At 63.5% G+C, this 23,858-nt stretch carries 21 protein-coding genes; 8 read left to right on the forward strand and 13 right to left on the reverse strand.

Going from position 1 to position 23,858, the window contains the following annotated elements; all coding sequences use genetic code 11:
• Nucleotides 1-5 precede the first annotated feature (5 nt).
• Nucleotides 6-932, reverse strand: coding sequence for a LysR substrate-binding domain-containing protein (locus ACN6NG_RS29055; protein WP_016502207.1), 927 nt, complete (start codon nucleotides 930-932; stop codon nucleotides 6-8).
• A 156-nt stretch (nucleotides 933-1,088) separates the two neighbouring features.
• Between ACN6NG_RS29055 and ACN6NG_RS29060 the strand changes: the two genes are divergently transcribed.
• The gene (locus ACN6NG_RS29060; protein WP_063424078.1) at nucleotides 1,089-2,477 is read left to right on the forward strand and encodes a NorM family multidrug efflux MATE transporter; all 1,389 of its coding nucleotides are present in this window, start codon (nucleotides 1,089-1,091) and stop codon (nucleotides 2,475-2,477) included.
• 81 nt (nucleotides 2,478-2,558) lie between these two features.
• Here the strand turns inward: ACN6NG_RS29060 and ACN6NG_RS29065 are convergent, their stop codons facing one another.
• Entirely contained in the window at nucleotides 2,559-4,226 is a 1,668-nt protein-coding gene (locus ACN6NG_RS29065; protein WP_063424077.1) for a putative bifunctional diguanylate cyclase/phosphodiesterase, read from the reverse strand.
• Nucleotides 4,227-4,520: 294 nt separating this feature from the next.
• Here ACN6NG_RS29065 and rep point away from each other — a divergent pair, with 294 nt between their 5' ends.
• Nucleotides 4,521-6,530 carry a DNA helicase Rep gene (rep, locus tag ACN6NG_RS29070; protein WP_016502210.1) on the forward strand — a complete coding sequence of 670 codons (2,010 nt, stop codon included), beginning with the start codon at nucleotides 4,521-4,523 and terminating at the stop codon, nucleotides 6,528-6,530.
• Nucleotides 6,531-6,594: 64 nt separating this feature from the next.
• The gene (locus tag ACN6NG_RS29075) at nucleotides 6,595-7,167 is read left to right on the forward strand and encodes a xanthine phosphoribosyltransferase (protein WP_003253535.1); all 573 of its coding nucleotides are present in this window, start codon (nucleotides 6,595-6,597) and stop codon (nucleotides 7,165-7,167) included.
• A gap of 795 nt (nucleotides 7,168-7,962) precedes the next feature.
• Here the strand turns inward: ACN6NG_RS29075 and ACN6NG_RS29080 are convergent.
• From ACN6NG_RS29080 to dadA, 5 genes are all read right to left on the reverse strand, one after another.
• Nucleotides 7,963-9,819: an acetyl-CoA hydrolase/transferase C-terminal domain-containing protein gene (locus tag ACN6NG_RS29080; RefSeq protein ID WP_063422495.1), complete on the reverse strand. Its 1,857-nt coding sequence runs from the start codon at nucleotides 9,817-9,819 to the stop codon at nucleotides 7,963-7,965.
• A gap of 226 nt (nucleotides 9,820-10,045) precedes the next feature.
• Nucleotides 10,046-10,450: a c-type cytochrome gene (locus ACN6NG_RS29085; RefSeq protein WP_033692624.1), complete on the reverse strand. Its 405-nt coding sequence runs from the start codon at nucleotides 10,448-10,450 to the stop codon at nucleotides 10,046-10,048.
• 154 nt (nucleotides 10,451-10,604) lie between these two features.
• Nucleotides 10,605-11,153 (reverse strand): cupin domain-containing protein, encoded by a 549-nt coding sequence (locus ACN6NG_RS29090; protein ID WP_016489803.1) that lies wholly within the window; start codon nucleotides 11,151-11,153, stop codon nucleotides 10,605-10,607.
• 109 nt (nucleotides 11,154-11,262) lie between these two features.
• On the reverse strand, nucleotides 11,263-12,336 hold the full coding sequence (gene alr / locus ACN6NG_RS29095) for an alanine racemase (RefSeq protein WP_341797117.1): 1,074 nt from the start codon (nucleotides 12,334-12,336) through the stop codon (nucleotides 11,263-11,265).
• Between the two features lie 145 nt (nucleotides 12,337-12,481).
• Nucleotides 12,482-13,786, reverse strand: coding sequence for a D-amino acid dehydrogenase (dadA, locus tag ACN6NG_RS29100; protein ID WP_019472517.1), 1,305 nt, complete (start codon nucleotides 13,784-13,786; stop codon nucleotides 12,482-12,484).
• A gap of 156 nt (nucleotides 13,787-13,942) precedes the next feature.
• On the opposite strand from dadA, the gene dadR reads away from it, so the two are divergent.
• The gene (gene dadR / locus ACN6NG_RS29105; protein WP_003258963.1) at nucleotides 13,943-14,431 is read left to right on the forward strand and encodes a transcriptional regulator DadR; all 489 of its coding nucleotides are present in this window, start codon (nucleotides 13,943-13,945) and stop codon (nucleotides 14,429-14,431) included.
• A gap of 2 nt (nucleotides 14,432-14,433) precedes the next feature.
• On the opposite strand, the gene ACN6NG_RS29110 is transcribed toward dadR, so the two are convergent.
• The gene (locus ACN6NG_RS29110) at nucleotides 14,434-14,787 is read right to left on the reverse strand and encodes a YkgJ family cysteine cluster protein (protein ID WP_016489806.1); all 354 of its coding nucleotides are present in this window, start codon (nucleotides 14,785-14,787) and stop codon (nucleotides 14,434-14,436) included.
• A gap of 189 nt (nucleotides 14,788-14,976) precedes the next feature.
• Between ACN6NG_RS29110 and ACN6NG_RS29115 the strand changes: the two genes are divergently transcribed.
• Nucleotides 14,977-16,269 (forward strand): NAD(P)/FAD-dependent oxidoreductase, encoded by a 1,293-nt coding sequence (locus tag ACN6NG_RS29115; protein ID WP_474317434.1) that lies wholly within the window; start codon nucleotides 14,977-14,979, stop codon nucleotides 16,267-16,269.
• 146 nt (nucleotides 16,270-16,415) lie between these two features.
• Here ACN6NG_RS29115 and ACN6NG_RS29120 read toward each other — a convergent pair whose 3' ends face one another.
• A complete protein-coding gene (locus tag ACN6NG_RS29120; protein ID WP_016502218.1) occupies nucleotides 16,416-16,646 on the reverse strand; it encodes a DUF1127 domain-containing protein in 231 nt (76 codons plus the stop codon).
• A 178-nt stretch (nucleotides 16,647-16,824) separates the two neighbouring features.
• Here ACN6NG_RS29120 and ACN6NG_RS29125 point away from each other — a divergent pair, with 178 nt between their 5' ends.
• Both ACN6NG_RS29125 and ACN6NG_RS29130 read left to right on the forward strand, forming a co-directional pair.
• Nucleotides 16,825-18,255, forward strand: coding sequence for an aminotransferase-like domain-containing protein (locus tag ACN6NG_RS29125; RefSeq protein ID WP_196304823.1), 1,431 nt, complete (start codon nucleotides 16,825-16,827; stop codon nucleotides 18,253-18,255).
• Nucleotides 18,256-18,314: 59 nt separating this feature from the next.
• Nucleotides 18,315-19,868, forward strand: a complete 1,554-nt coding sequence (locus ACN6NG_RS29130; RefSeq protein ID WP_063422503.1) for a phospholipase D family protein — start codon at nucleotides 18,315-18,317, stop codon at nucleotides 19,866-19,868.
• Nucleotides 19,869-19,905: 37 nt separating this feature from the next.
• Here the strand turns inward: ACN6NG_RS29130 and ACN6NG_RS29135 are convergent, their stop codons facing one another.
• Together ACN6NG_RS29135 and ACN6NG_RS29140 are read right to left on the reverse strand one after the other, a co-directional pair.
• Nucleotides 19,906-21,045 carry an MFS transporter gene (locus ACN6NG_RS29135; RefSeq protein WP_016502221.1) on the reverse strand — a complete coding sequence of 380 codons (1,140 nt, stop codon included), beginning with the start codon at nucleotides 21,043-21,045 and terminating at the stop codon, nucleotides 19,906-19,908.
• Nucleotides 21,046-21,247: 202 nt separating this feature from the next.
• On the reverse strand, nucleotides 21,248-22,741 hold the full coding sequence (locus tag ACN6NG_RS29140) for an aldehyde dehydrogenase (protein WP_016489812.1): 1,494 nt from the start codon (nucleotides 22,739-22,741) through the stop codon (nucleotides 21,248-21,250).
• Nucleotides 22,742-22,937: 196 nt separating this feature from the next.
• On the opposite strand from ACN6NG_RS29140, the gene ACN6NG_RS29145 reads away from it, so the two are divergent.
• Nucleotides 22,938-23,297: a cupin domain-containing protein gene (locus ACN6NG_RS29145; RefSeq protein WP_063422505.1), complete on the forward strand. Its 360-nt coding sequence runs from the start codon at nucleotides 22,938-22,940 to the stop codon at nucleotides 23,295-23,297.
• 71 nt (nucleotides 23,298-23,368) lie between these two features.
• Here ACN6NG_RS29145 and rpmG read toward each other — a convergent pair whose 3' ends face one another.
• Complete coding sequence (gene rpmG / locus ACN6NG_RS29150; RefSeq protein ID WP_003253507.1) at nucleotides 23,369-23,524, reverse strand: 50S ribosomal protein L33; 156 nt, start codon at nucleotides 23,522-23,524, stop codon at nucleotides 23,369-23,371.
• Between the two features lie 11 nt (nucleotides 23,525-23,535).
• Entirely contained in the window at nucleotides 23,536-23,772 is a 237-nt protein-coding gene (rpmB, locus tag ACN6NG_RS29155) for a 50S ribosomal protein L28 (RefSeq protein ID WP_003253504.1), read from the reverse strand.
• Nucleotides 23,773-23,858: the final 86 nt, after the last annotated feature.

A 23,858-nucleotide genomic window follows, 5' to 3' on the forward strand; every position in this document is an offset into this window, starting at 1 on the left:
GGCGATCAGAGAGGCGGCAGGATTTCCACATCCGGCAAATCCATCGCCGCCACCTCGTCTGCCAGAAAATCACTCAAGCGCCGCAACCGTTCGCCACCCGGCCGGGTGCGCGGCCATACCAGGTAGTAGTCCATCCCACTGGGCACTGCTGTCGGCCAAGGCAGGCTCAACCGCCCCTGCGCCACATCTTCGGCCACCATCAGCAAATCGCCCATGGAAATCCCGTAGCCCCGTGCAGCGGCAATCATGCCCAGCTCCAGGGTGTCGAACACCTGCCCGCCCTTGAGCGAAACCTTGTCGCCAAGCCCCATGCGCTCCAGCCATTCCCGCCAGTCACGCTTGTCTACCGTGGGGTGCAGCAGTTCGATAGAGGCCAGCCGGCCCACGTCCCAAGGCTCTTCGTCGAGCAGGTCGGGCGCACCGACCGGGATCAGCAACTCCGGAAACAGCTTGCGCACCTCCCACTCCGCCGGGAACACGCCGTCGCTGAGCAACACTGCGCAATCGAACGGTTCCTGGTTGAAGTCCACATGGTCGACGTCCATCCATGCGCTGGTCAGCTGCACTTCGTTGCCCGGTTGCAGGTGGCGGAACCGGCTAAGGCACGCCAGCAACCAGCGCATGGTCAGGGTCGATGGGGCTTTCATGCGCAAGATGTCATCTTCGCCGCGCAAGTTATCGCAGGCCCGCTCCAGCGCCGCAAAGCCTTCGCGCACCCCGGGCAACAGCACCCGCGCCGCTTCGGTCAACTGCAGGCTGCGGCCACTGCGCACGAACAGGCGGCAGGCAAAGTGCTCTTCCAATGTACGAATATGCCGGCTGACAGCACTTTGGGTAATCGACAGCTCTTCGCCCGCACGGGTGAACGAGCAAAGCCGTGCAGCAGCTTCGAATGCGCGCAGGGCATACAACGGAGGGAGCTGTCGGGACATGAGGCACCTGCCATACGGGACTGTGGAGCGAATCACCAATGAGCATATATACATGAGTCAGACTCATGCCAAGGATCGCTTTTATCCTTTTGTGCAAAGTTGACCGAAGCCTCAGAATCGCCCTTCGTTGTTTTCCCCAGGAAAAAGGACCACCCCATGCATGTCGCGCCCACCACAGAACTCAAGGCTTTGCTGCGCCTGGCCGGGCCGCTGATCGCCTCGCAGTTGGCGCACATGCTGATGGTGCTGACCGACACCCTGATGATGGCCCGTATCAGCCCGCAAGCGCTGGCCGGTGGCGGCCTGGGCGCAGCAAGCTACTCATTCGTGTCAATCTTTTGCCTGGGCGTGATCGCTGCGGTCGGCACCCTGGTGGCGATCCGCAAGGGCGCCAACGACATCGAAGGCGCCACTCGCCTGGCCCAGAACGGCCTGTGGCTGGCCTGGGGGCTGTCACTGGTTGCCGCGCTGGCGCTGTGGAACCTGGAGCCTGTTCTACTGATGTTCGGGCAACAGCCCGAAAACGTTGCCTCGGCCGCCGAATTCCTCACCCTGCTGCCGCTGGCGCTGCCCAGTTACCTGACCTTCATGGCCTTGCGTGGCTTTACCAGCGCGCTGGGTCGCTCGACCCCGGTGATGGTGATCAGTGTGGTCGGAACGGTGCTCAACTACCTGTTCAACGTGGCGTTGATCGAAGGCATGTTCGGCCTGCCAAAGCTGGGCCTGATGGGCATCGGCCTGGTCACCGCAGTGGTATCGCTGGGCATGGCCATCGCCCTTGCCCTGTACATCCGCTGGCATTCGGCCTACGCCGCCTACCCGCTGCGCAAAGGCCTGTCACGCCCGTCGCTGCCAGCCCTGCGCGAGCTGTGGCGGCTGGGCCTGCCAATTGGTGGTACCTACATGGTGGAAGTGGGCCTGTTCGCCTTCGCCGCGCTGTGCATGGGCGTGCTGGGCAGTACCGAACTGGCGGCACACCAGATCGCCCTGCAGATCGTGTCCACGGCGTTCATGGTGCCGACGGGCTTGTCCTATGCGGTGACCATGCGCGTGGGCTTGTACTACGGCGCTGGCAACCTGCTGGCGGCGCGCAGTGCCGGGCGCGTGGGTATCGGGTTCGGGGCAATGATCATGTTTGCCTTCGCCGCCCTGTTCCTGCTGCTGCCCGAAGCGCTGGTGGGGCTGTTCATCGACCGCAATGACCCGGCCTTTGCCGCGATCTTCCAGGTGGCCGTGCAGTTGTTGATGGTGGCGGCGTGGTTCGAGCTGTTCGATGGCATGCAGACGATTGCCATGGGCTCGATCCGTGGGCTGAAGGATGCCAAGACCACCTTCCTGATCGGGCTGGTGTGCTACTGGCTGGTGGGGGCGCCGAGCGCCTGGTTGTTCACCTTTACCCTGGGCGGTGGGGCGGTGGGGATCTGGTGGGGGCTGGCGCTGGGCCTGGCATGTGCGGCAGTGGCGCTGACATTTGGCTTTGAGTGGCGAATGAAACGGTTATTGGGGAAGGCGCAAGCGCGTGCAGAGGCTGCTGCTTCGGCCTGACTTCGGGGCCTCTTCGCGGGCACGCCCGCTCCCACAGGATTGCGCGGTCCCTGTGGGAGCGGGCGTGCCCGCGAAAGGGCCCTAAAGGACAGCGTCCAACGGACAGCCAGGCACCTTCAGCAAAAAATCGATCAACTCCCCGACCGGCAGCGGCTTGCTGACCAAAAAGCCCTGCACCTGGTCACAGCCAAACCCGCGCAACAAGGCCAGCTGCTCTTCACTCTCCACCCCTTCGGCCACCACCTCGAGGTTGAGGTTGTGCGCCAGGTTGATCATGGCGTGCACCAGCTTGCGGTTTTCCTCGCGCATTTCCATTCCCGCGACAAAACTGCGGTCCACCTTCAGCAAAGTGATCGGCAAGCTGTTGAGGTGTACGAACGAAGAAAACCCGGTGCCGAAATCGTCGAGCGAGAAGCGCACGCCCAGGCGGCCGAGGGCGTCCATGGTCTGGCGTACCAGCTCGTTGCGGCGCATCACCGCCGTTTCGGTCAGTTCGAATTCCAGCCAGCGGGCGTCCACGCCATGCTCAAGGATCAGGCGACTCAGGGTGGCTAGCAGCTGGCTATCCTGGAACTGGCGGAAACTCAGGTTGACCGCCATGTGCAGCGGCTCCAGGCCGCGCTCGCACAGCGCCTGCATGTCGCGCAAGGCACGGGAGATGACCCAGTAGCCCAAGGGCACGATCAGGCCGCTCTGCTCGGCCAGAGGCACGAATTCGCTGGGCGGTAACAGCCCGCGTTCGGCATGGCGCCAGCGCACCAGCGCCTCCAGGCCGACAATGCGCCCGTCGGCCAGGTCGAGCCGCGGCTGGTAATGCAGCTCCAGTTCGTCACGGCGCAGCGCACGGCGCAGCTCGCTTTCCAGGTCGGCAAGGCTGCGGGCGTTGCGATTGATGCGTTCATTGAACACATGGAAAGTGCAGCCCTGGCTGCCCTTGGCCTGGCGCATGGCGATGTGCGCATGCCACATCAGCGGGTCGGCACCGCTCTGCGCGCGGGCATGGGCCAGGCCCAGGCTGCAACCCAGCAGCAGGCTTTCGCCGTCGATCCAGTAGGGTTCGGCCAGGGCCTCGACGATGCGCTCGGCAATCCACTCGGCACGGTTGGCGTCGCGGCGGGTGTCGATCAGCAAGGCGAACTCGTCGCTGCCCAGGCGAGCCAGCTGGTCGCCTGCTTCGAGCTGGTTTTGCAGCCGCGCCACCACCTGCAGGATCAAGCGGTCGCCGCTCTGGTGGCCGAGCGCATCGTTGACGTGGCGGAAGTTGTCCAGGTCCAGGTGGCCCAAGGCAATGCCACGGCCCTCGTTCTCGGCCAGGCGCGCGGTCAGCAAGGCCTGGAAGCCCTGGCGGTTGGCGATGCCGGTCAGTGGGTCCTGTTCGGCCAGGCGCTGCAAGGTGGCCACCAGCACCCCGCGTTCGCGCACATGGCGCAGCGAGCGGCGCAGAGTGTCGGCATTGAGCTGGTCGCGTACCAGCCAGTCGCTGACGGCGCTAGGCGCCACCTCGGGCTCGTGGTCCAGCAGCAGAATAGTTGGCAGCTCGCAACGCCCAGGCACCGGCTGCAAGGCCGGAGTTGCCAGCACCACGGCCTGGCGATCATGGCTGAACAGGCTATCGACCGAGTCCCAGTCAGGCGCGGTCAGCAGCACGGCACTGCCGTTAAGGGCAGGCATGCAGGCGTGCAACAAGGCGGCCCATTGCGGCTCATCAGCCAACAGCAGCAAACGCAAAGGTTCGACAGGCGTGGACAAGCGGGCTCCTTAGGACTTCACGGTGCAACGATATCTGCCAGTATGCTACTGCATTAATGAAAATGATTTTCACTTTTATACATGCATTTGCGGGCGTAGCATCCCGACGTATTTTGTCGTGCATCGTGCTCGAAACCAGACGAGCCGGCAAATATGATTTTTTCAGTTGCTAGCATTAGTGGCGCTAATAATGAGGCGGACAAAAGTCTGACTCAGACGTCAGACGGTCGCGCCACAACCGCCCCATGCCTGTTAGAATGCGCGGCTATTTTCTGGCGACCCCCGGTTTCTAGCATGTCCCGACTCAATCCCAGGCAGCAAGAAGCCCGTGACTACGTCGGCGGCCCTCTTTTGGTGCTCGCCGGTGCAGGTTCGGGCAAGACCAGCGTGATTACGCGCAAGATTGCCCACCTCATCCAGAACTGCGGCATCCGTGCCCAGTACATCGTGGCGATGACCTTCACCAACAAGGCCGCACGCGAGATGAAGGAGCGGGTCGCCACCCTGCTGCGCCCGGGGGAAGGCCGTGGCCTGACGGTGTGTACCTTCCACAACCTGGGCCTGAACATCATCCGCAAGGAGCACGACAAGCTGGGCTACAAGCCAGGCTTCTCGATCTTCGACGAGTCCGACATCAAGGCGTTGCTGTCGGACATCATGCAGAAGGAATACTCCGGCGACGACGGCATCGACGAGATCAAGAACATGATCGGTGCCTGGAAGAACGACCTGGTCCTGCCACCCGAGGCCCTGGAAAAGGCGCGCAACCCGCGCGAGCAGACCGCCGCCATTGTCTACACCCACTACCAGCGCACGCTCAAGGCGTTCAACGCGGTGGACTTCGACGACCTGATCCTGCAGCCGGTCAAACTGTTCCAGGAGCACCCCGAGGTACTGGAGCGCTGGCAGAACCGCGTGCGCTACCTGCTGGTGGACGAATACCAGGACACCAACGCCAGCCAGTACCTGCTGGTGAAAATGCTGATCGGCATGCGCAACCAGTTCACCGTGGTGGGGGACGACGACCAGTCGATCTACGCCTGGCGCGGTGCCCGCCCCGAAAACCTGATGCTGCTCAAGGAGGACTACCCCTCCCTGAAGATCGTCATGCTCGAGCAGAACTACCGCTCCACCAGCCGCATCCTGCGCTGTGCCAACGTGCTGATCGCCAACAACCCGCACGCGTTCGAGAAACAACTGTGGAGCGAGATGGGCGTGGGCGACGAGATCCGCGTCATCCGCTGCAAGAACGAGGAAGCCGAGGCCGAACGCGTGGCCATGGAAATCCTCACCTTGCACCTGCGCACCAACCGCCCGTACAGCGATTTTGCCATCCTCTACCGTGGCAACTACCAGGCCAAGCTGATTGAACTGAAGCTGCAGCACCACCAGGTGCCGTATCGCCTGTCGGGCGGCAACAGCTTCTTCGGCCGCCAGGAAGTCAAGGACCTGATGGCCTACCTGCGCCTGTTGGTGAACCCGGACGATGACAACGCCTACCTGCGGGTAATCAACGTACCGCGCCGCGAAATCGGCTCCACCACCCTGGAAAAGCTCGGTAACTATTCCACCGAGCGCGGCATTTCGATGTACGCCGCCAGCGAGGAGCTGGGCCTGGGTGAGCACCTGGACGCCCGCTACACCGAGCGTTTGCAGCGCTTCAAGCACTGGCTGGACGGGGTACGCCACAAGGTCGCCCTGGAAGACCCGATCGCCGCGCTGCACGAAATGATCCGCGACATCGACTACGAGAACTGGATCCGCCAGCAGACCGCCAGCGACAAGGCGGCGGAGTTCCGGATCAGCAACGTCTGGTTCCTTGTCGAAGCGCTGAAAAACACCCTCGAGAAGGACGAAGAGGGTGACATGACCATCGAGGACGCCATCGGCAAGCTGGTGTTGCGTGACATGCTCGAGCGTCAGCAGGAAGAAGAAGAGAACGCCGAAGGTGTGCAGATGATGACCCTGCACGCCTCCAAGGGCCTGGAATTTCCCTACGTGTTCATCATGGGCATGGAAGAGGAAATCCTCCCGCACCGCTCCAGCATCGAGGCCGACACCATCGAAGAGGAACGCCGCCTGGCCTACGTGGGCATTACCCGCGCGCGCCAGACCCTGGCCTTCACCTTCGCTGCCAAGCGCAAGCAGTACGGTGAAATCATCGACTGCACGCCCAGCCGGTTCCTTGACGAACTGCCTCCGGACGACCTGGCCTGGGAGGGCCTGGACGATGCGCCGGTCGAGGTAAAGGCCGCACGCGGCAACAACGCCTTGGCCGATATCCGGGCAATGCTCAAACGCTGATCAACCATTACTCTTAAACTTTGCCGCTATTTGCGGCCACCTTTGCTACATCGAGGAAAACAAAGTGGAAGCACTGCATCAGAAGATTCGCGAAGAAGGCATCGTGCTTTCCGACCAGGTTCTTAAAGTCGACGCGTTTCTCAACCACCAGATCGACCCGGCGCTGATGCAGCTGATCGGTGACGAGTTCGCCCGCCTGTTCGCCGACGCCGGCGTGACCAAGATCGTCACCATCGAAGCCTCGGGCATTGCCCCGGCGGTGATGACCGGCCTGAAGCTGGGCGTACCGGTGATCTTTGCGCGCAAGCACCAGTCGCTGACCCTGACCGAGAACCTGCTGACTGCCTCGGTGTACTCCTTCACCAAGCAGACAGAGAACACCGTGGCCATTTCGCCACGCCACCTCAACAGCAGCGACCGCGTGCTGGTGATCGACGACTTCCTGGCCAACGGCAAGGCGTCGCAGGCGCTGATCTCGATCATCAAGCAAGCCGGTGCCACCGTGGCCGGCCTGGGTATCGTGATCGAGAAGTCGTTCCAGGGCGGCCGTGCCGAGCTGGACAGCCAGGGCTACCGCGTTGAATCGCTGGCCCGGGTGAAGTCGCTGGAAGGCGGTGTGGTCAGCTTCATCGAGTAAGCCTGTACCGGCCCCATCGCCGGCAAGCCAGCTCCCACAGGTACTGCACAAGGCTTGGCCTTTGTGAAATCCCTGTGGGAGTAAGCCTGTACCGGACCCATCGCCGGCAAGCCGGCTCCCACAGGTACTGCACAAGGCTCGGCCTTTGTGAAATCCCTGTGGGAGTAAGCCTGTACCGGCCCCATCGCCGGCAAGCCAGCTCCCACAGGTACTGCACAAGGCTCGGCCTTTGTGAAACTCCTGTGGGAGTAAGCCTGTACCGGCCCCATCGCCGGCAAGCCGGCTCCCACAGGTACTGCACAAGGCTCGGCCTTTGTGAAATCCCTGTGGTAGTAAGCCTGTACCGGCCCCATCGCCGGCAAGCCAGCTCCCACAGGTACTGCACAAGGCTCGGCCTCTGTGAAACTCCTGTGGGAGTAAGCCTGTACCGGCCCCATCGCCGGCAAGCCGGCTCCCACAGGTACTGCACAAGGCTCGGCCTTTGTGAAACCCCTGTGGGAGTAAGCCTGTACCGGCCCCATCGCCGGCAAGCCGGCTCCCACAGGTACTGCACAAGGCTCGGCCTTTGTGAAATCCCTGTGGGAGTAAGCCTGTACCGGCCCCATCGCCGGCAAGCCGGCTCCCACAGGTACTGCACAAGGCTCGGCCTCTGTGAAACTCCTGTGGGAGTAAGCCTGTACCGGCCCCATCGCCGGCAAGCCGGCTCCCCCAGGTACTGCACAAGGCTCGGCCTCTGTGAAACTCCTGTGGGAGCTGGCTTGCCGGCGATGGGCTGCAAAGCAGCCCCGGCAATTTTCAGGTCGCCGCCAACCCTGCCAGCAAAAGCCGCTGATACAGCTCTTCCTTCAATCCCTGAGGAGCGTCCAGCCCCATCCGCTCCAAGTGCCCTTGATACCCCTCAGGCCCCGGCGCATCCAACGCTGCCTTGCCCAGCTCCAGCACCTCGCTCAGCTTGAACTTGCTCTTCAACCAGTTCAGCGCCCGCAACAGGTCCCGCTCCTCAGCTGTAAAGTCCGTCCCCATCGGATACTCCGGGAACAGCCGCGCATGCCGCGCCCTGATCGCCTCCAACCGCTGCGGCGTATTGTCAGTAAAGCGAGCGTCCAGCTCAAAACCCTTGGGCAGCTTGCCAGCCTCTTTTGCCTGCTCAATGAGCCCCTGCTGGAACCGCGAATCGCTCACCGCCAGCAACCGCGCAATCACCTCGCGGTCTGTCTGCCCACGCAAGTCGGCAATGCCGTATTCGGTCACCACGATATCGCGCAGGTGCCGGGGGATGGTGCAGTGGCCATAGGTCCAGAACAGGTTCGAGGTCACCTCCCCGCCTGCCTCGCGCCAGCTGCGCAAAAGCAGGATCGAACGCCCGCCGTCCAGCGCATGGCCCTGGGCGACGAAGTTGTACTGCCCGCCCACGCCACTGAGCACGCGGCCGTCTTCCAGCTGATCGGCCACGCCGGCGCCGAGCAAGGTCATGGCAAACGCAGTGTTGAGGAAGCGCGCATCGCGGCGCTGGCGTCGCTTGAGTTCTTCCTGCCCGTACAGCTCGTTGATAAAGCTGATACGGGTCATGGCAAAACGTGCGCGCTGTTCGAGCGGCATCTCCCTTAACCGCTGGTAAAACGCCTGCGGGCCAAGGAAAAAGCCGCCATGCACCACTGGCCCTTCGTCATCGGCCGGGCGCCGCAGCAGGCCTGCTTCGGCCAGTACCAGCAGGCCATTGACGAACATCTCGCTGCAGCCGTACAGGCCTTGGGCAAACGTCCCCAGCCCCCCTTCGCGCTCGATCAGCGCATGCCACGGGCCCGTATCCAGCTCGTCTAGCAAGGCGCGGTAGCCTGCGTTGTCACCCTGGCGGGCCAGCAACGCGGCGGCGACTGCATCGCCCATGGCACCGATGCCGATCTGCAGGGTGCCGCCATCGCGTACCAGCGTGCTGGCGTGCAAGCCGATGCAGTGGTCCTGGGTGCCGACCGGCATGTTCGGTGTGGAGAACAGGCGACGTTGCTCGGCCTCGTCGATCAGCAGGTCGAACGCATCGATGGGCAGTTCCGCATCACCCGGCATGTAGGGCAGTTCGGCGTGCACCTGGCCGAGCATGAGTATGGTCTGGCCGGCAGCGCGGCGCTTGGCGATCATCGGCAGCAGGTCGAGGGTGATGTCGGGGTTGCAGGCAAGGCTCAGGTGAACAGGCCTTTCAGGTGTGGCGGCCACCAGTTGCGCGACCAGGTTCAGGCCCTTGGCGTTGATGTCGCGTGCGGCGTGGCTGTAGTTGCTGCTGATGTAGTCCTGCTGGGCGGCCTCGCTGTGCAGCAGGCTGCCGGGCTGCATGAAGAACTGCTCGACGCGGATGTTCGGCGGCAGGCTGTCGTTGCGCAGGTCGGCGAGGTAGTCGAGCTCTTCGTAGTCGGCGAAGACGCGCTCGACGAAGGGTTCGAGAAAGCGCCGCTGCAGGCCATCGCCCAATGGCGGGCGGCCGAGGGACAGCGCGGTGTAGATAGTCAGCTGCCGTTCGGGCAGCTCGCGCACCCGTGCGTAGAGGGCGTTGACGAAGGCATTGGGCTTGCCCAGGCCCAATGGCAGGCCCATGTGGATATGGGCCGGCAGCCGGGACAAGACCTGCTCGACAGCATGGTCGATGGAGCAGAGGTGCATCGGGGCCTCCTGAGACATCCATGGGTTCAGGGGTTGGACATGGCACTGGCGGGTTGGTTGCCTGTGCTGGCCCTTTCGCGGGCACGCCCGCTCCCACAGGATAACCACAATCCTCAGGTTCTGTGGGGGACTTGTGGGAGCGGGCGTGCCCGCGAAAGGGCCAGCACAGGCACCACAAAAACAAAGCCCGCCATCAACGGCGGGCCTGATGCAATTCAGCTGTGTCTTACAGCCCGGACATCTTCTTGATCGCCCCTTTCAGGTCGTCATCCGAGCAGTCCGCGCAGGTGCCTTTGGGCGGCATGGCGTTGATGCCGGTGATGGCCTTGGCCAGGATGCCATCCAGGCCGCCCTGGTGGTCGGCGCGTTCTTTCCACGCCGCGGTGTCGCCCACTTTAGGCGCACCAAGCAGCCCGGTGCCATGGCAGGCATTGCAGTGCTTGGCGATGATCTCATCGGGCGTCTTGGCTCCCCCGCCCCCCGCTGCAACAGCCACTTCCATGCCTTTGCATTCCTGGCCCTGGACGCACACCTGGCCAACCGGCTCCAGGCGTTTGGCAATGTCGTCATTGGTCGCAGCGGTTGCGCTCATTGCCCAGAGGGCGAATACGGCTGCTGGTACGGCCAGCATCTTCTTGATTTGGTTCACGCGAACACCCTCATGGTGGCTAATCACGCTCGCGGCCACGGAACGGCGAGCGTTGAAAAGTATAGCGGGAACCCAGAGGCCGTGAAACGACCCTACACGGGAAAGGGGTATTGCCGAATCAATGCACTGCGCTGGATCAAAAGTTTGAAGGGGTCGCCGCACTGATCAGGCGCGCAGGCTGGTTGAAAGGGTTGCGAAAGCGGTGCGGGCGGGTGCTTTCGAAGTAGTAGCTGTCGCCTTCTTCAAGGATGAAGATCTCGTTGCCGACCACCAGCTCCAGCCGCCCTTCGAGCAAGATGCCGGTTTCCTCGCCGTCATGGGTGAGCATCTCGGCACCGGTGTCGGCACCAGGCGGGTACACCTCGGTAAGAAACGCGATGGCACGGTTGGGGTGCGACTTGCCGACCAGCTTCATGGTCACCGCGCCGTCCGAGATATCGATCAGCTCGTGGGCCTTGTAAACGATCTGAGTGGGGCTTTCAGGTTCCAGCTCTACCGAAAAGAACTCGACCATCGACATGGGAATGCCGCTCAGCACCTTGCGCAGCGAGCTGATGGAGGGGCTCACGCTGTTCTTCTCGATCATCGAGATGGTGCTGTTGGTCACACCGGCACGCTTGGCGAGTTCGCGCTGGGACAGGCCCTTGAGCTTGCGGATGGCTTGCAGTCGTTCGCCGACGTCCAAAGCTGGAGCCTCCTGAAACGGTGGAAAGGGGGATGGATGTGAACGATATCATGGCAATGCCGTTCAGTATTTACAACACACCGCCCCTCAACCTGTCCGCTTCAGCGTGTCATTCGCCGATGTAGTCCCGCGGTACCCGCTTCAGGTTGCAGAAGATCTGGTAGGGAATGGTGCCCGCGTGGGCGGCCACTTCGCTGGCCAGCACCTGCTTGCCCCACAATTCGACCGGGCTGCCGACGGTGGCTTGCGGCACGTCGGTCAGGTCGATGTTGAGCATGTCCATCGAGACCCGGCCGATCAGCTGGGTGCGCTGGCCGGCGACAAGCACCGGGGTGCCGTTGGGCGCCTGGCGTGGGTAGCCATCGGCATAGCCCATGGCGACCACGCCAACACGGGTTGGCCGTGGGCTGACGAACTTGGCGCCGTAGCCCACCGGCTCGCCGGCAGGCAGCTCGCGCACGCTGATGACCCGCGATTGCAGGGTCATCACCGGTTGCAGGCGTGCGGCCTGGGCCTGGGGCACTTCGAACGGCGTGGCGCCGTACAGCATCAGGCCTGGGCGTACCCAATCGCCGGGCGCTTGCGGCCAGCCCAGCACGCCGGGCGAGTTACGCAGGCTGCACTCGGCAGCCAGGCCCTGGCGGGCGGCTTCGAACACGGCGATCTGCTGGGCGGTGGCGTCGGCATCCAGTTCGTCAGCGCGGGCAAAGTGGCTCATCAGCACGATGCGCGAAACCTTGCCGCTGGCCAGCAGGCGCTGGTAGGCGTCGTGGTAGTCCTTGGGGTGCAGGCCGACGCGGTGCATGCCGCTGTCCAGCTTCAGCCAAATGGTGAGCGGCTTGTGCAGCTGGGTTTTCTCGATGGCTTCCAGCTGCCACAGCGAGTGCACCACGCACCACAGGTCGTGCTCGGCAATCAGCGCCAGCTCGCTGGCTTCGAAGAAGCCTTCCAGCAACAGCACCGGGGCCTTGATACCGGCGGCGCGCAACTCCAGCGCCTCTTCGATGCAAGCCACGGCAAAGCCGTTGGCTTCGGCCTCCAGGGCCAGGGCGCAGCGGACGGCACCGTGGCCATAGGCATCGGCCTTGATCACGGCGAGGGCTTTGGCACCGGTCAGTTCACGGGCCAGACGGTAGTTGTGGCGCAGGGCCTGGAGGTCGATCAGGGCGCGGGCGGGACGCATGGCGGCTGCCTTATGGTGGTTCACAGGTTGAAAACGGTGTTGGGTTCTTCGCGGCTAAAGCCGCTCCCACAAGGGACCGCACAATGGCCAAGGCCATGCGATCCCTGTGGGAGCGGCTTTAGCCGCGAATGGCCGGTACAGGCTATTACTGCTGGTGAACCGGCGCGCCCTGCCCGTGCTTGGTGGCTTCCCGGCTGTTGCCATAACGGGAAATGTCCAGGCCTTCGGCACTGATCTGCGGTTTCTTGCGCGCAATCAGGTCGGCCAGCAGGCGACCGGAGCCGCACGCCATGGTCCAGCCCAGGGTACCGTGACCGGTGTTCAGGAACAGGTTGCGGAACGCCGTGGCACCAACGATCGGCGTGCCGTCCGGGGTCGCCGGGCGCAGGCCGGTCCAGAAACTGGCCTGGCTCAGGTCACCGCCGCGAGGATAAAGGTCGTTGACGATCATCTCCAGCGTTTCGCGCCGACGCGGGTTCAGCGACAGGTCAAAACCGGCGATTTCAGCCATGCCGCCCACCCGGATACGGTTGTCGAAACGGGTGATGGCGACCTTGTAGGTCTCGTCGAGAATGGTCGAGGTCGGGGCCATGTCGCCGTTGGTGATCGGCACAGTCAGCGAGTAGCCCTTCAGCGGGTAAACCGGGGCCTTGATACCCAGCGGCTTGAGCATCTGCGGCGAGTAGCTGCCCAGCGCCAGCACGTAGCGGTCGGCGGTTTCCAGCTTGCCGTCGATCCACACGCCATTGATGCGGTCGCCCGCGAAGTCCAGGCGTTGGATGTCCTGGCCAAAACGGAACTCCACACCCAGCTTGATGGCCATGTCGGCGAGCTTGGTGGTGAACATCTGGCAGTCGCCGGTCTGGTCGTTAGGCAGGCGCAGGGCGCCGGCCAGAATGTCCTTCACGCCAGCCAGGGCGGGTTCGACGCGGGCAATACCCTCGCGGTCCAGCAGTTCGTAAGGCACGCCCGACTGCTCGAGCACGGCAATGTCCTTGGCCGCGGCATCCACCTGGGCCTGGGTGCGGAACAGCTGGGTGGTACCCAAAGAGCGGCTTTCGTAGGCAATGCCGGTTTCGGCGCGCAGTTCGTCCAGGCAGTCGCGGCTGTACTCGGACAGGCGCACCATGCGCTCCTTGTTCACCGCGTAACGGCTGGCGGTGCAGTTGCGCAGCATCTGCGCCATCCACAGGTACTGGTCGACGTCGCCGGTGAGCTTGATGGCCAGGGGAGCGTGGCGCTCCAGCAGCCACTTGATGGCCTTCAGCGGCACGCCTGGGGCGGCCCAGGGCGAGGCATAGCCGGGCGAGATCTGGCCGGCGTTGGCAAAACTGGTTTCCATGGCCACCGCCGGCTGGCGGTCGACCACCGTCACTTCAAAACCTTGCCGGGCCAGGTAGTAGGCACTGGCGGTTCCGATTACACCGCTACCAAGTACCAGAACTCGCATCGTTATATCCCTCACACGCGGCACGCCGCAGACTTTTATTGATATGGCATGAATGGGCGCAGTATAGGAATTTGAGACCAGTGCAATTCACTATATAAAAGCCTATTATTGGCGAGAATTCTCGGCAAAATCGCCTTTCACGGAGGGGCATCCCCTATGAGAACCCAGCACCAGAGCAAGCGTGAACTGGACAAGATCGACCGTAACATCCTGCGGATCCTGCAGAATGACGGGCGTATTTCCTTCACCGAACTGGGCGAGAAAGTTGGGCTGTCCACCACCCCTTGCACCGAGCGGGTTCGCCGCCTGGAGCGCGAGGGCATCATCATGGGCTACAACGCCCGCCTGAACCCGCAGCACCTCAAGGGCAGTCTGCTGGTGTTCGTGGAAATCAGCCTGGACTACAAGTCGGGCGACACCTTCGAGGAGTTCCGCCGCGCGGTGTTGAAGCTGCCCCACGTGCTGGAATGCCACCTGGTGTCAGGTGACTTCGACTACCTGGTGAAGGCGCGTATTTCGGAGATGGCGTCGTACCGCAAGCTGCTTGGCGACATCCTGCTGAAGCTGCCGCACGTGCGCGAATCGAAGAGCTACATCGTGATGGAAGAGGTAAAAGAAAGCCTCTGCCTGCCGATCCCGGACTGAGGCTAGACCAGCACCTGCCGGGTGGTGGCGATGAACTGGTGCACGAGCTGCTCGGCTGCGGGCTCGATCATCGGCTCAGGGCCACGGCCACGCGGGCAGGCCATGCGTGGTGTGGTGCCAAACAGGCGGCAGATCATCGGGCGCTCTTCATACACCGTGCAACCGTTGGGGCCCAGGTGCACGCAGTCCAGGCGCTCCAGGGCGGCTTCCTGCTCGGCCTGGGACTTGCGCGGCAGGCGGGCCATTTCTTCCGTCGACGTGGTGACCGGGCCGCAGCAGTCGTGGCAGCCGGGCTCGCACTCGAACGAGGGGATGAGTTCGCGCAGGAAGTGGATCTTGTGGCGGTTGCAGGACATGGCTAGGTACAAAATTGAAGACTGAAGTTGGATTATAGGGCCAATCGCCGGCAACCAGCGCCCACAAGTGCACCACTGGTCTCACACAGCTCCTGTGGGAGCTGGCTTGCCGGCGATGAGGCCGGTTGCCCACCCTAGAGCCCCGGCTTATCCTCCCCCACTAGCCCACCAGCACCCAGGAACGAACCAATGGTCCACAGCGCGCAGCACGCCGCCTCCTACTACGCCGCCAGCAGCGCGCCACACCCTGACTACTCCTTCCTGCAAGGCGAGCACAGCGCCGATGTATGTATCGTCGGCGGCGGCTACTCGGGCCTGAACACTGCCATCGAGCTGGCCGAACGCGGCCTCTCGGTCATCCTGCTGGAAGCGCGCAAACTGGGCTGGGGCGCCAGCGGGCGCAATGGCGGGCAGTTGATCCGCGGCGTCGGCCACGGCCTGGAACAGTTCCTGCCGGTAATAGGCGAGGAAGGCGTGCGCAGCATGAAGCTGATGGGCCTGGAGGCCGTGCAGATCGTCCGCGAGCGGGTCGAGAAGCATGCCATCGCCTGCGACCTGACCTGGGGCTACTGCGACCTGGCCAACAAGCCGGCCGAGCTGCTGGGCTTTGCCGAAGACGCCGAAGAACTGCGCAGCCTGGGCTATGCGCACGAGCTGCGGCTGGTCGGCAAGGACGATATCCACAGCGTGGTCGGCGCCGACTGCTATGTGGGCGGGCTGATCGACATGGGCTCTGCCCACCTGCACCCGCTCAACCTGGCCTTGGGGGAAGCGGCCGTGGCCAACCGCCTGGGTGTGAAGCTGTTCGAACAGTCCGAGGTTACCCGCATCGACTATGGCCCCGAAGTGCAGGTGCATACCGCCCAGGGCCGGGTACGCGCCAAGACCTTGGTGCTGTGCTGCAACGCCTACCTCAACGGCCTCAACCGCGAGCTGGGCGGCAAGGTGCTGCCGGCCGGCAGCTACATCATCGCCACCGAACCGCTGGGCGAAGAGCGCGCCCGCACGTTGCTGCCACAGAACATGGCAGTATGTGACCAGCGCGTGGCGCTGGATTACTACCGCCTGTCCGCCGACCACCGCCTGCTGTTCGGCGGTGCCTGCCACTATTCAGGCCGCGACCCGAAAGACATCGCCGCCTACATGCGCCCGAAGATGCTCAAGGTGTTCCCGCAGCTGGCCGACGTGCGTATCGACTACCAGTGGGGCGGCATGATCGGCATTGGCGCCAACCGCCTGCCGCAGGTTGGCCGCCTGGCCAGCCAGCCGAACGTGTATTACGCCCAGGCCTACTCAGGCCATGGGCTCAACACCACCCACCTGGCCGCGCGCCTGCTCGGCGAGGCCATCAGTGGCCAGGCAAGCGGGCGGTTCGACCTGTTCGCCAAAGTGCCGCATATCACCTTCCCTGGCGGCAAGCACCTGCGCTCGCCATTGCTGGCGCTGGGCATGCTGTGGCATCGCCTCAAAGAGCTGGCCTAAAAGCTCACACCTCCCTCTTTGTGGGAGCGGCCTTGTGTCGCGATTGGGCCGCAGAGCGGCCCCAGGATGTTTGCATCACGGCACAATAGCTGGGGCTGCTCCGCAGCCCAATCGCGACACAAGGCCGCTCCCACAAGGAGACGTGATCAGTCTTTCCAGAAGGGTTTACGCCCTTCGGTACGGGCCTGCTCCCAGCTCAGCCCGACATCGCGCAACTCGTCATCCGTCAGCTGCAACAGCGCCCTGCGGGTGTGCCAGCGATGCAGCATCAGCCCCCAACGCCCAAGCCCTTCCGGCGCGTTGAATACCTTGGCCTGCTGCCCGGCTTCCAGTTCCCTGGCCATCAGTTGCAAGCGCACATCGCTCATGCCACCCATCACCGCACCCTCCCGTTCAGTTGATACCGTGGAGAAAGGATGCGCGCCGGCACCATCGACAATACAGATCCAATACAGCCTTATTATTCCCATACAAAATTGGCCGAAGAGCGACTGAATGCTGTATTTTCAGCGAAACTGTACCGGTCGCTGCGCCATCGCAGCGCAGGAGTATGCCGTGACCTTGTACCTGAACCTCGCCGAACTGCTCGGTGCCCGTATCGAGCAAGGCCTGTATCGCCCCGGCCAGCGCCTGCCATCGGTGCGCGCCCTGAGTGTGGAACACGGAGTAAGCCTGAGCACCGTGCAGCAGGCCTATCGCATGTTGGAAGACGGCGGCATGGTCTCGCCCAGGCCCAAATCCGGCTACTTCGTCAGCGACCACCGCCACTTGCCAGCCCTGCCCGCCGTCAGCCGCCCGGCCCAGCGCCCGGTGGATATCTCGCAGTGGGAACAAGTGCTGGAGCTGATACGCAGCACGCCGCGCCAGGATGTGGTCCAGCTCGGCCGTGGGATGCCCGACATCAACAGCCCTACCCTCAAGCCGCTGTTGCGTAGCCTGGCTCAGTTGAGCCGGCGCCAGGACATGCCTGGCCTGTATTACGACAACATCCACGGCAACCTGGCCCTGCGTGAGCAGGTGGCGCGGCTGATGCTCGACTCCGGCTGCCGCCTGAGCCCGGCTGACCTGGTCGTGACCACCGGTTGCCACGAGGCGCTGTCGTGCAGCATTCGTGCGGTCTGCGAGCCAGGCGACATCGTCGCGGTCGACTCGCCCAGCTTCCACGGTGCCATGCAAACCCTGAAGGGCCTGGGCATGAAGGCGCTGGAAATCCCCACAGACCCGGTGACCGGCATCAGCCTGGAGGCGTTGGAACTGGCGCTGGAGCAGTGGCCGATCAAGCTCATCCAGATCACCCCCAGCTGCAACAACCCGCTCGGCTACATCATGCCCGAGGCCCGCAAGAAGGCCCTGCTGAGCCTGGCCCAGCGCTACGACGTGGCGATTCTGGAGGACGATGTGTACGGCGACCTGGCGTACACCTACCCGCGCCCGCGTACGCTCAAGTCGTTCGACGACGATGGCCGCGTGCTGTTCTGCAGCTCGTTTTCCAAGACCCTCGCCCCCGGCCTGCGGGTGGGCTGGGTGGCGCCCGGGCGCTACCTGGAGCGGGTGCTGCACATGAAGTACATCAGCACCGGCAGCAGCGCCAGCCAGCCGCAGCTGGCCATCGCCGACTTCATCGCCGGCGGCCACTACCAGCCCCACGTGCGGCGCATGCGCAGCCAATACCAGCGTGGCCGAGACCTGATGAGCGAATGGGTAACCCGCTACTTCCCGCCGGGCACCCGGGTCAGCCGCCCCCAAGGTGGCTTCATGCTGTGGGTGGAACTACCCGAACATTTCGATACGCTGCGCCTGAACCGGGCTTTACTGGAGCAAGGTGTGCAAGTTGCCGTGGGCAGCATCTTCTCGGCCTCGGGCAAGTTTCGCCACTGCCTGCGCATGAACTTCGCCGCGCGGCCGACGCCGCAGATCGAGGCCGCCGTGCGCAAGGTCGGGGAAACCGCCCTTCGTCTACTGGATGAAGAAAGCGCCGACGCGTAACTTTGCGCCGCCCGCCACGGTCCAACCCCAAAGCCCTTGCTGCACAGGACGATCCACCCTTGAGACTCCAGCACGCCTTGCCTCTGCTGCTGGTGCTGCTGCTCGGCCTTGCCGGCTGCGCCAGCGTCAGCGCGCCCCGCGAAACCAGCCAGGCGCTGCCCGCCAATGACTCCGCCTTCGGCCGCTCGGTACTGCGCCAGGCAGCACCCTACGGCGGCCGTTCGGGCTTTCGCCTGCTGCCAAACAGCAATGAAGCGTTCCGCGCCCGTGCCGAACTGATCCGCAACGCCCAAGCCAGCATCGACCTGCAGTACTACATCGTCCACGACGGCCTCAGCACCCGCGCCCTGGTGCATGAACTGCTGCGTGCCGCCGACCGTGGCGTGCGTGTGCGCATCCTGCTGGACGACACCACCAGTGACGGCCTGGACACCATCATGGGCACCCTCGATGCCCACCCCAACATCCAGATCCGCGTGTTCAACCCGCTGCACCTGGGCCGCAGCACAGGCGTGACGCGCGCCATGGGCCGGCTGTTCAACCTGTCGCGCCAGCACCGGCGCATGCACAACAAGCTGTTCCTGGTGGACAACAGCATGGCGATTGTCGGCGGGCGTAACCTGGGCGACGAGTATTTCGATGCCGAGCCCAACCTCAACTTCACCGACATCGACCTTCTGGGTATAGGCCCGGTGGCCGAGCAGTTGGGGCACAGTTTCGACCAATACTGGAACAGCGCCCTCAGCCGGCCGATCACCGACTTCCTCTGGCGTGAGCCGGATGCCAACGACCTGCGTGCCAGCCGCCATCGCCTGGAAGTGTCCCTGGCCGAGGCGCGCACCCAGCGCAAAGCCCTGTATGACCGCTTGATGGCCTACCAGTCGCAACCGCGCCTCGATGTGTGGCGCAACGAGCTGATCTGGGCACACGCCCAAGCGCTATGGGATGCCCCAAGCAAGGTGTTGGCCGACGACGAGCCAGACCCGCAACTGCTGCTGAGCCAGCAACTGGCACCAGACCTGGCCAACGTGCACCGCGAGCTGATCCTGGCTTCGGCCTACTTTGTGCCGGGTGAACCGGGCCTGCTGTACCTGACCGGCCGCGCCGACGCCGGCGTTTCGGTGAAACTGCTGACCAACTCGCTGGAAGCCACCGACGTGCCGGCGGTGCATGGCGGCTATGCACCCTATCGCCGGGCCTTGCTTGAGCACGGGGTGGAGCTTTACGAGCTTCGCCGCCAGCCAGGCGATCCCAGCGCAGGGCGGTTGAGCTTCCGTGGTAGCTCGGATTCGAGCCTGCACACCAAGGCGATCGTTTTCGACCGGCGCAAGACCTTCATAGGCTCGTTCAACTTTGACCCACGTTCAGTGCTGTGGAACACCGAGGTCGGGGTGCTGGTAGACAGCCCGGAGCTGGCCGAATACACCCGCGAACTGGCCCAGCAGGGCATGGCGCCTGCGCTGAGCTATCAGGTGAAACTGATGGGTGACAAGCTGGTGTGGGCCACCGAGGACAATGGCCAGCGGCACGTGCTGACGTCTGAACCGGGTGGGATGTGGCGGCGGTTCAATGCCTGGATCAGCAAGGCGGTTGGCTTGGAGAAGATGTTGTAGTTGCCATCTTTGGGGCTGCTTGCAGCCCCAAAATCCATCAGGCAGATACCGGTTCAAACGCCCCACGCCGCTGAGTCAACACCACCAGCCCCGCAGCCCCCGCCGCCATCAGCCACAGCAGCGCATGCCCGCTGACCCACTGGCTCCCCGCCCCCGCCAGCAACGGCCCGAGCAGGCAACCAATACCCCACAGCTGCGCAACATGGGCGTTGGCCCGCACCAGCGCATCATCACGGTAGCGCTCGCCAATCAGCACCAGCGACAAGGTGAACAACCCCCCTGCACTGGCCCCGAACAACACCCACAACGGCCAGATCGCCGGGGTATGCAGCAAGAGCGGAATCGCCAGGCTGGACACCAGCAACGTCACCGCGCAGCCGGTGAACAGGGTGCGGCGCGACATATGATCGGCCAACGCGCCGATGGGCAACTGCAGCACCGCATCCCCCACCACCACGGTACTGACCATGAACAGGGCGATCTCGGTGGTGAAGCCCTGCTGCAGGCAATACACCGGCAGCAAGGTAAGGATCATCGCCTCGAACGAAGCGAACAGGGCAATGGCCCAGGCGATCACCGGCAAACGCCGGCAGAAACGGAACAGGTCGCCGAAGGTAACGTTGCAGGCTTCCGTGCTCGGTGCACCGCCACGCCCCAGCAGGATCAGCGGCGCGACCAGCAGCAGGCCCGTCGCGGCCCAGAAACCGAAGTCGTCATCGGAGCCGAGAAAGCCCAGCACCAACGGCCCGGCCAGCTGGCTCAAGGCGTAGCTGCTGCCGTACAGCGCCACCAGGCGGCCCCGCCATTGCTCGACCACCAGCTGGTTGATCCAGCTTTCGCCGAGGATGAACACCACGGTCAGGGACATGCCGATCATCAGCCGCAGCAGCAGCCACAGCGGGTAGCTTGGCAACAGGGCCAGCAGGCCGATCGACAGCGCCCCACCCCACAGGCACAGGCGCATCGCCGAGGGCACGCCAACCCAGCCTGCCAGGCGACTGGCCAGGCTGGCACCGGCCAGTACGCCCAGCGCCGGCATCGCCGCCATCACACCGATGGCAAAGCTGCCGTAGCCCCAGGCCTCCAGGCGCAGGGACACCAGCGGCATGCTCACGCCAAGCGCCAGCCCGACACTGAGCACCGATGCCAGTACGGCGAAGTAGGTACCCCAACGCATTGCAGCCTCCCAGGCAGAATTCGTGAACAGCAAAAACGACGAAGCCGGGTCAGCGTGAGCCGACCCGGCTATTGTTGGGGCTGCTGTGCAGCCCATCGCCGGCAAGCTGGGCTCCCACAAGTACAACGGAGGCCTTGCGGGCTGCGAAGAACCTGTGGGAGCTGACTTGCCGGCGATTGGGCCGCAACGCGGCCCCCTGGAGTTACAGCTTGATCCAGGTCGCCTTCAGCTCGGTGTATTTCTCCAGCGCATGCAGCGACTTGTCACGGCCGTTGCCCGACTGCTTGAAGCCACCGAACGGTGCGGTCATGTCGCCGCCGTCGTACTGGTTGACCCAGACGCTGCCAGCGCGCACGGCACGGGCGGTCTTGTGGGCCTTGGAAATGTCCGACGTCCAGATGCCAGCGGCCAGGCCATATGGCGTGTCGTTGGCAATGGCGATGGCCTCTTCGGCGGTGTCGAAGGCAATCACCGACAGCACCGGGCCGAAGATTTCTTCCTGGGCAATACGCATGGCGTTGGTCACGCCGTCGAAGATGGTCGGCTCGACGTAGGTGCCGCCGGTCTCTTCCAGGGTGCGCTTGCCGCCGGCCAGCAGCTTGGCGCCGTCCTTGTGGCCAGCCTCGATGTACGACAGCACGGTGTTCATCTGCTGGGTGTCAACCAGGGCACCGACCGTGGTCTGTGGGTCCAGCGGGTTGCCTGGCTTCCAGCCTTTCAGGGCCTCGACCACCATCGGCAGGAACTTGTCCTTGATCGAACGCTCGACCAGCAGGCGCGAGCCTGCGGTGCACACTTCGCCCTGGTTGAAGGCGATGGCGCTGGCAGCGGCCTCGGCGGCAGCTTGCAGGTCCGGCGCATCGGCAAAGACGATGTTCGGGCTCTTGCCACCGGCTTCCAGCCAGATGCGCTTCATGTTCGATTCGCCTGCGTACACCATCAGCTGCTTGGCGATCTTGGTCGAACCTGTGAACACCAGGGTGTCGACGTCCATGTGCAGGGCCAGGGCCTTGCCTACGGTGTGGCCATAGCCTGGCAGCACGTTCAGCACGCCAGCCGGGATACCGGCTTCGATCGCCAGTTGGGCGATGCGGATGGCGGTCAGCGGCGATTTTTCGGACGGCTTGAGCACCACCGAGTTACCGGTAGCCAGCGCCGGGCCGAGTTTCCAGCAGGCCATCAGCAGCGGGAAGTTCCACGGTACGATGGCACCGACCACACCTACCGGCTCGCGGGTAACCAGGCCAAGCTGGTCATGCGGGGTCGGGGCGACTTCGTCGTAGACCTTGTCGATGGCTTCGGCAGTCCAGTGAATGGCTTGCGCCGCACCCGGGATGTCGATGCTGGAGGAGTCGCCAATCGGCTTGCCCATGTCCAGAGTTTCAAGCAGCGCCAGCTCTTCGACGTTCTTGCGCAGCAGGTCGGCGAAGCGGATCAGCTTGGCCTTGCGCTTGGCCGGGGCCAGCTGCGACCACACGCCAGCGTTGAAGGTGGCGCGGGCGTTTTCCACAGCGCGGTTGGCATCGGCCAGGTCGCAGCTGGCAACCTTGGCCAGGAAGCGTCCGTCGACCGGGCTCAGGCACTCGAAGGTTTCACCGGATGCGGCATCGGTGTATTCGCCGTTGATGAAGGCGCGGCCTTCGATCTTCAGTTGCTGGGCACGTTGTTCCCAGTCCGCACGGGTCAGGGTAGTCATACGAAACTCCTCCTCTTGTTTAGGTGCAACGCCGCACTGAGGACTCACAGGCGTTGTCAGAATTCTGGCCGGGCGACGAGCGCACACTGGCAAGCGATACCCTAAACCAGCCGGTGTAAACTATCAATATATTTGACACGAAAGGCTCAAAAGCCTACTGATGTTCATTTTATTAAACAACAACAGGAGCCGCACCATGAGAATCGACAGCATCATCGACTTCGCGCAGGTCATCACCGAGGCCGAACGCTACCGCCCGGCGGCGGAAAAAATCCTCAAGGGCGAGCCAGACCAAGCGGTCTATAACCACTACTCCAGCCCTTGCGGGCAGTTTGCCGCGGGCGTGTGGGAAGGTGAGGTGGGGCAGTGGACGGTGAACTACACCGAGCACGAGTACTGCGAGATCGTCCATGGCGTTTCGGTGCTGCGCGACCAGGATGGGGGTGCCAAGACCCTGCGTACCGGTGATCGGTTTGTCATCCCGGCCGGTTTCAAGGGCACCTGGGAGGTGCTGGAGCCTTGCCGCAAGATCTATGTGATGTTCGAGCAGGAATGATCTGACGCCCGTGCAGCCATAAAAAAACCCGCGTCCTTTCGGATGCGGGTTTTTTTCAGGTCGCCGATCAATTACTTGATCTTGGCTTCCTTGTACACCACGTGCTTGCGAACAACCGGATCATATTTCTTGATCTCGATTTTGTCCGGGGTGGTGCGCTTGTTCTTGTCGGTGGTGTAGAAGTGGCCGGTACCGGCACTCGAAACCAGACGGATCAATTCACGCATGATGTTCTCCCTTAAACCTTGGCGCCAGCTTTACGGATGTCAACCAGAACGGCGTCGATGCCGCGCTTGTCGATGATACGCATGCCCTTGGCGGAAACGCGCAGACGCACGAAACGCTTCTCGGATTCAACCCAGAAACGGTGGTGCTGCAGGTTCGGCAGGAAACGACGACGGGTTTTGTTGTTTGCGTGGGAAATGTTGTTCCCGGTTACTGGACCCTTACCAGTAACTTGACAGACTCTCGACATGACTCAGCCCTCTAAAACCACATGCCCAACCCGGCATGGGTTGGCCGCTTAATCTCTCAGTCTTTGGCGCCTGGGCGCCGTGATTC

This window comes from Pseudomonas sp. TSO6 (assembly GCF_056098905.1).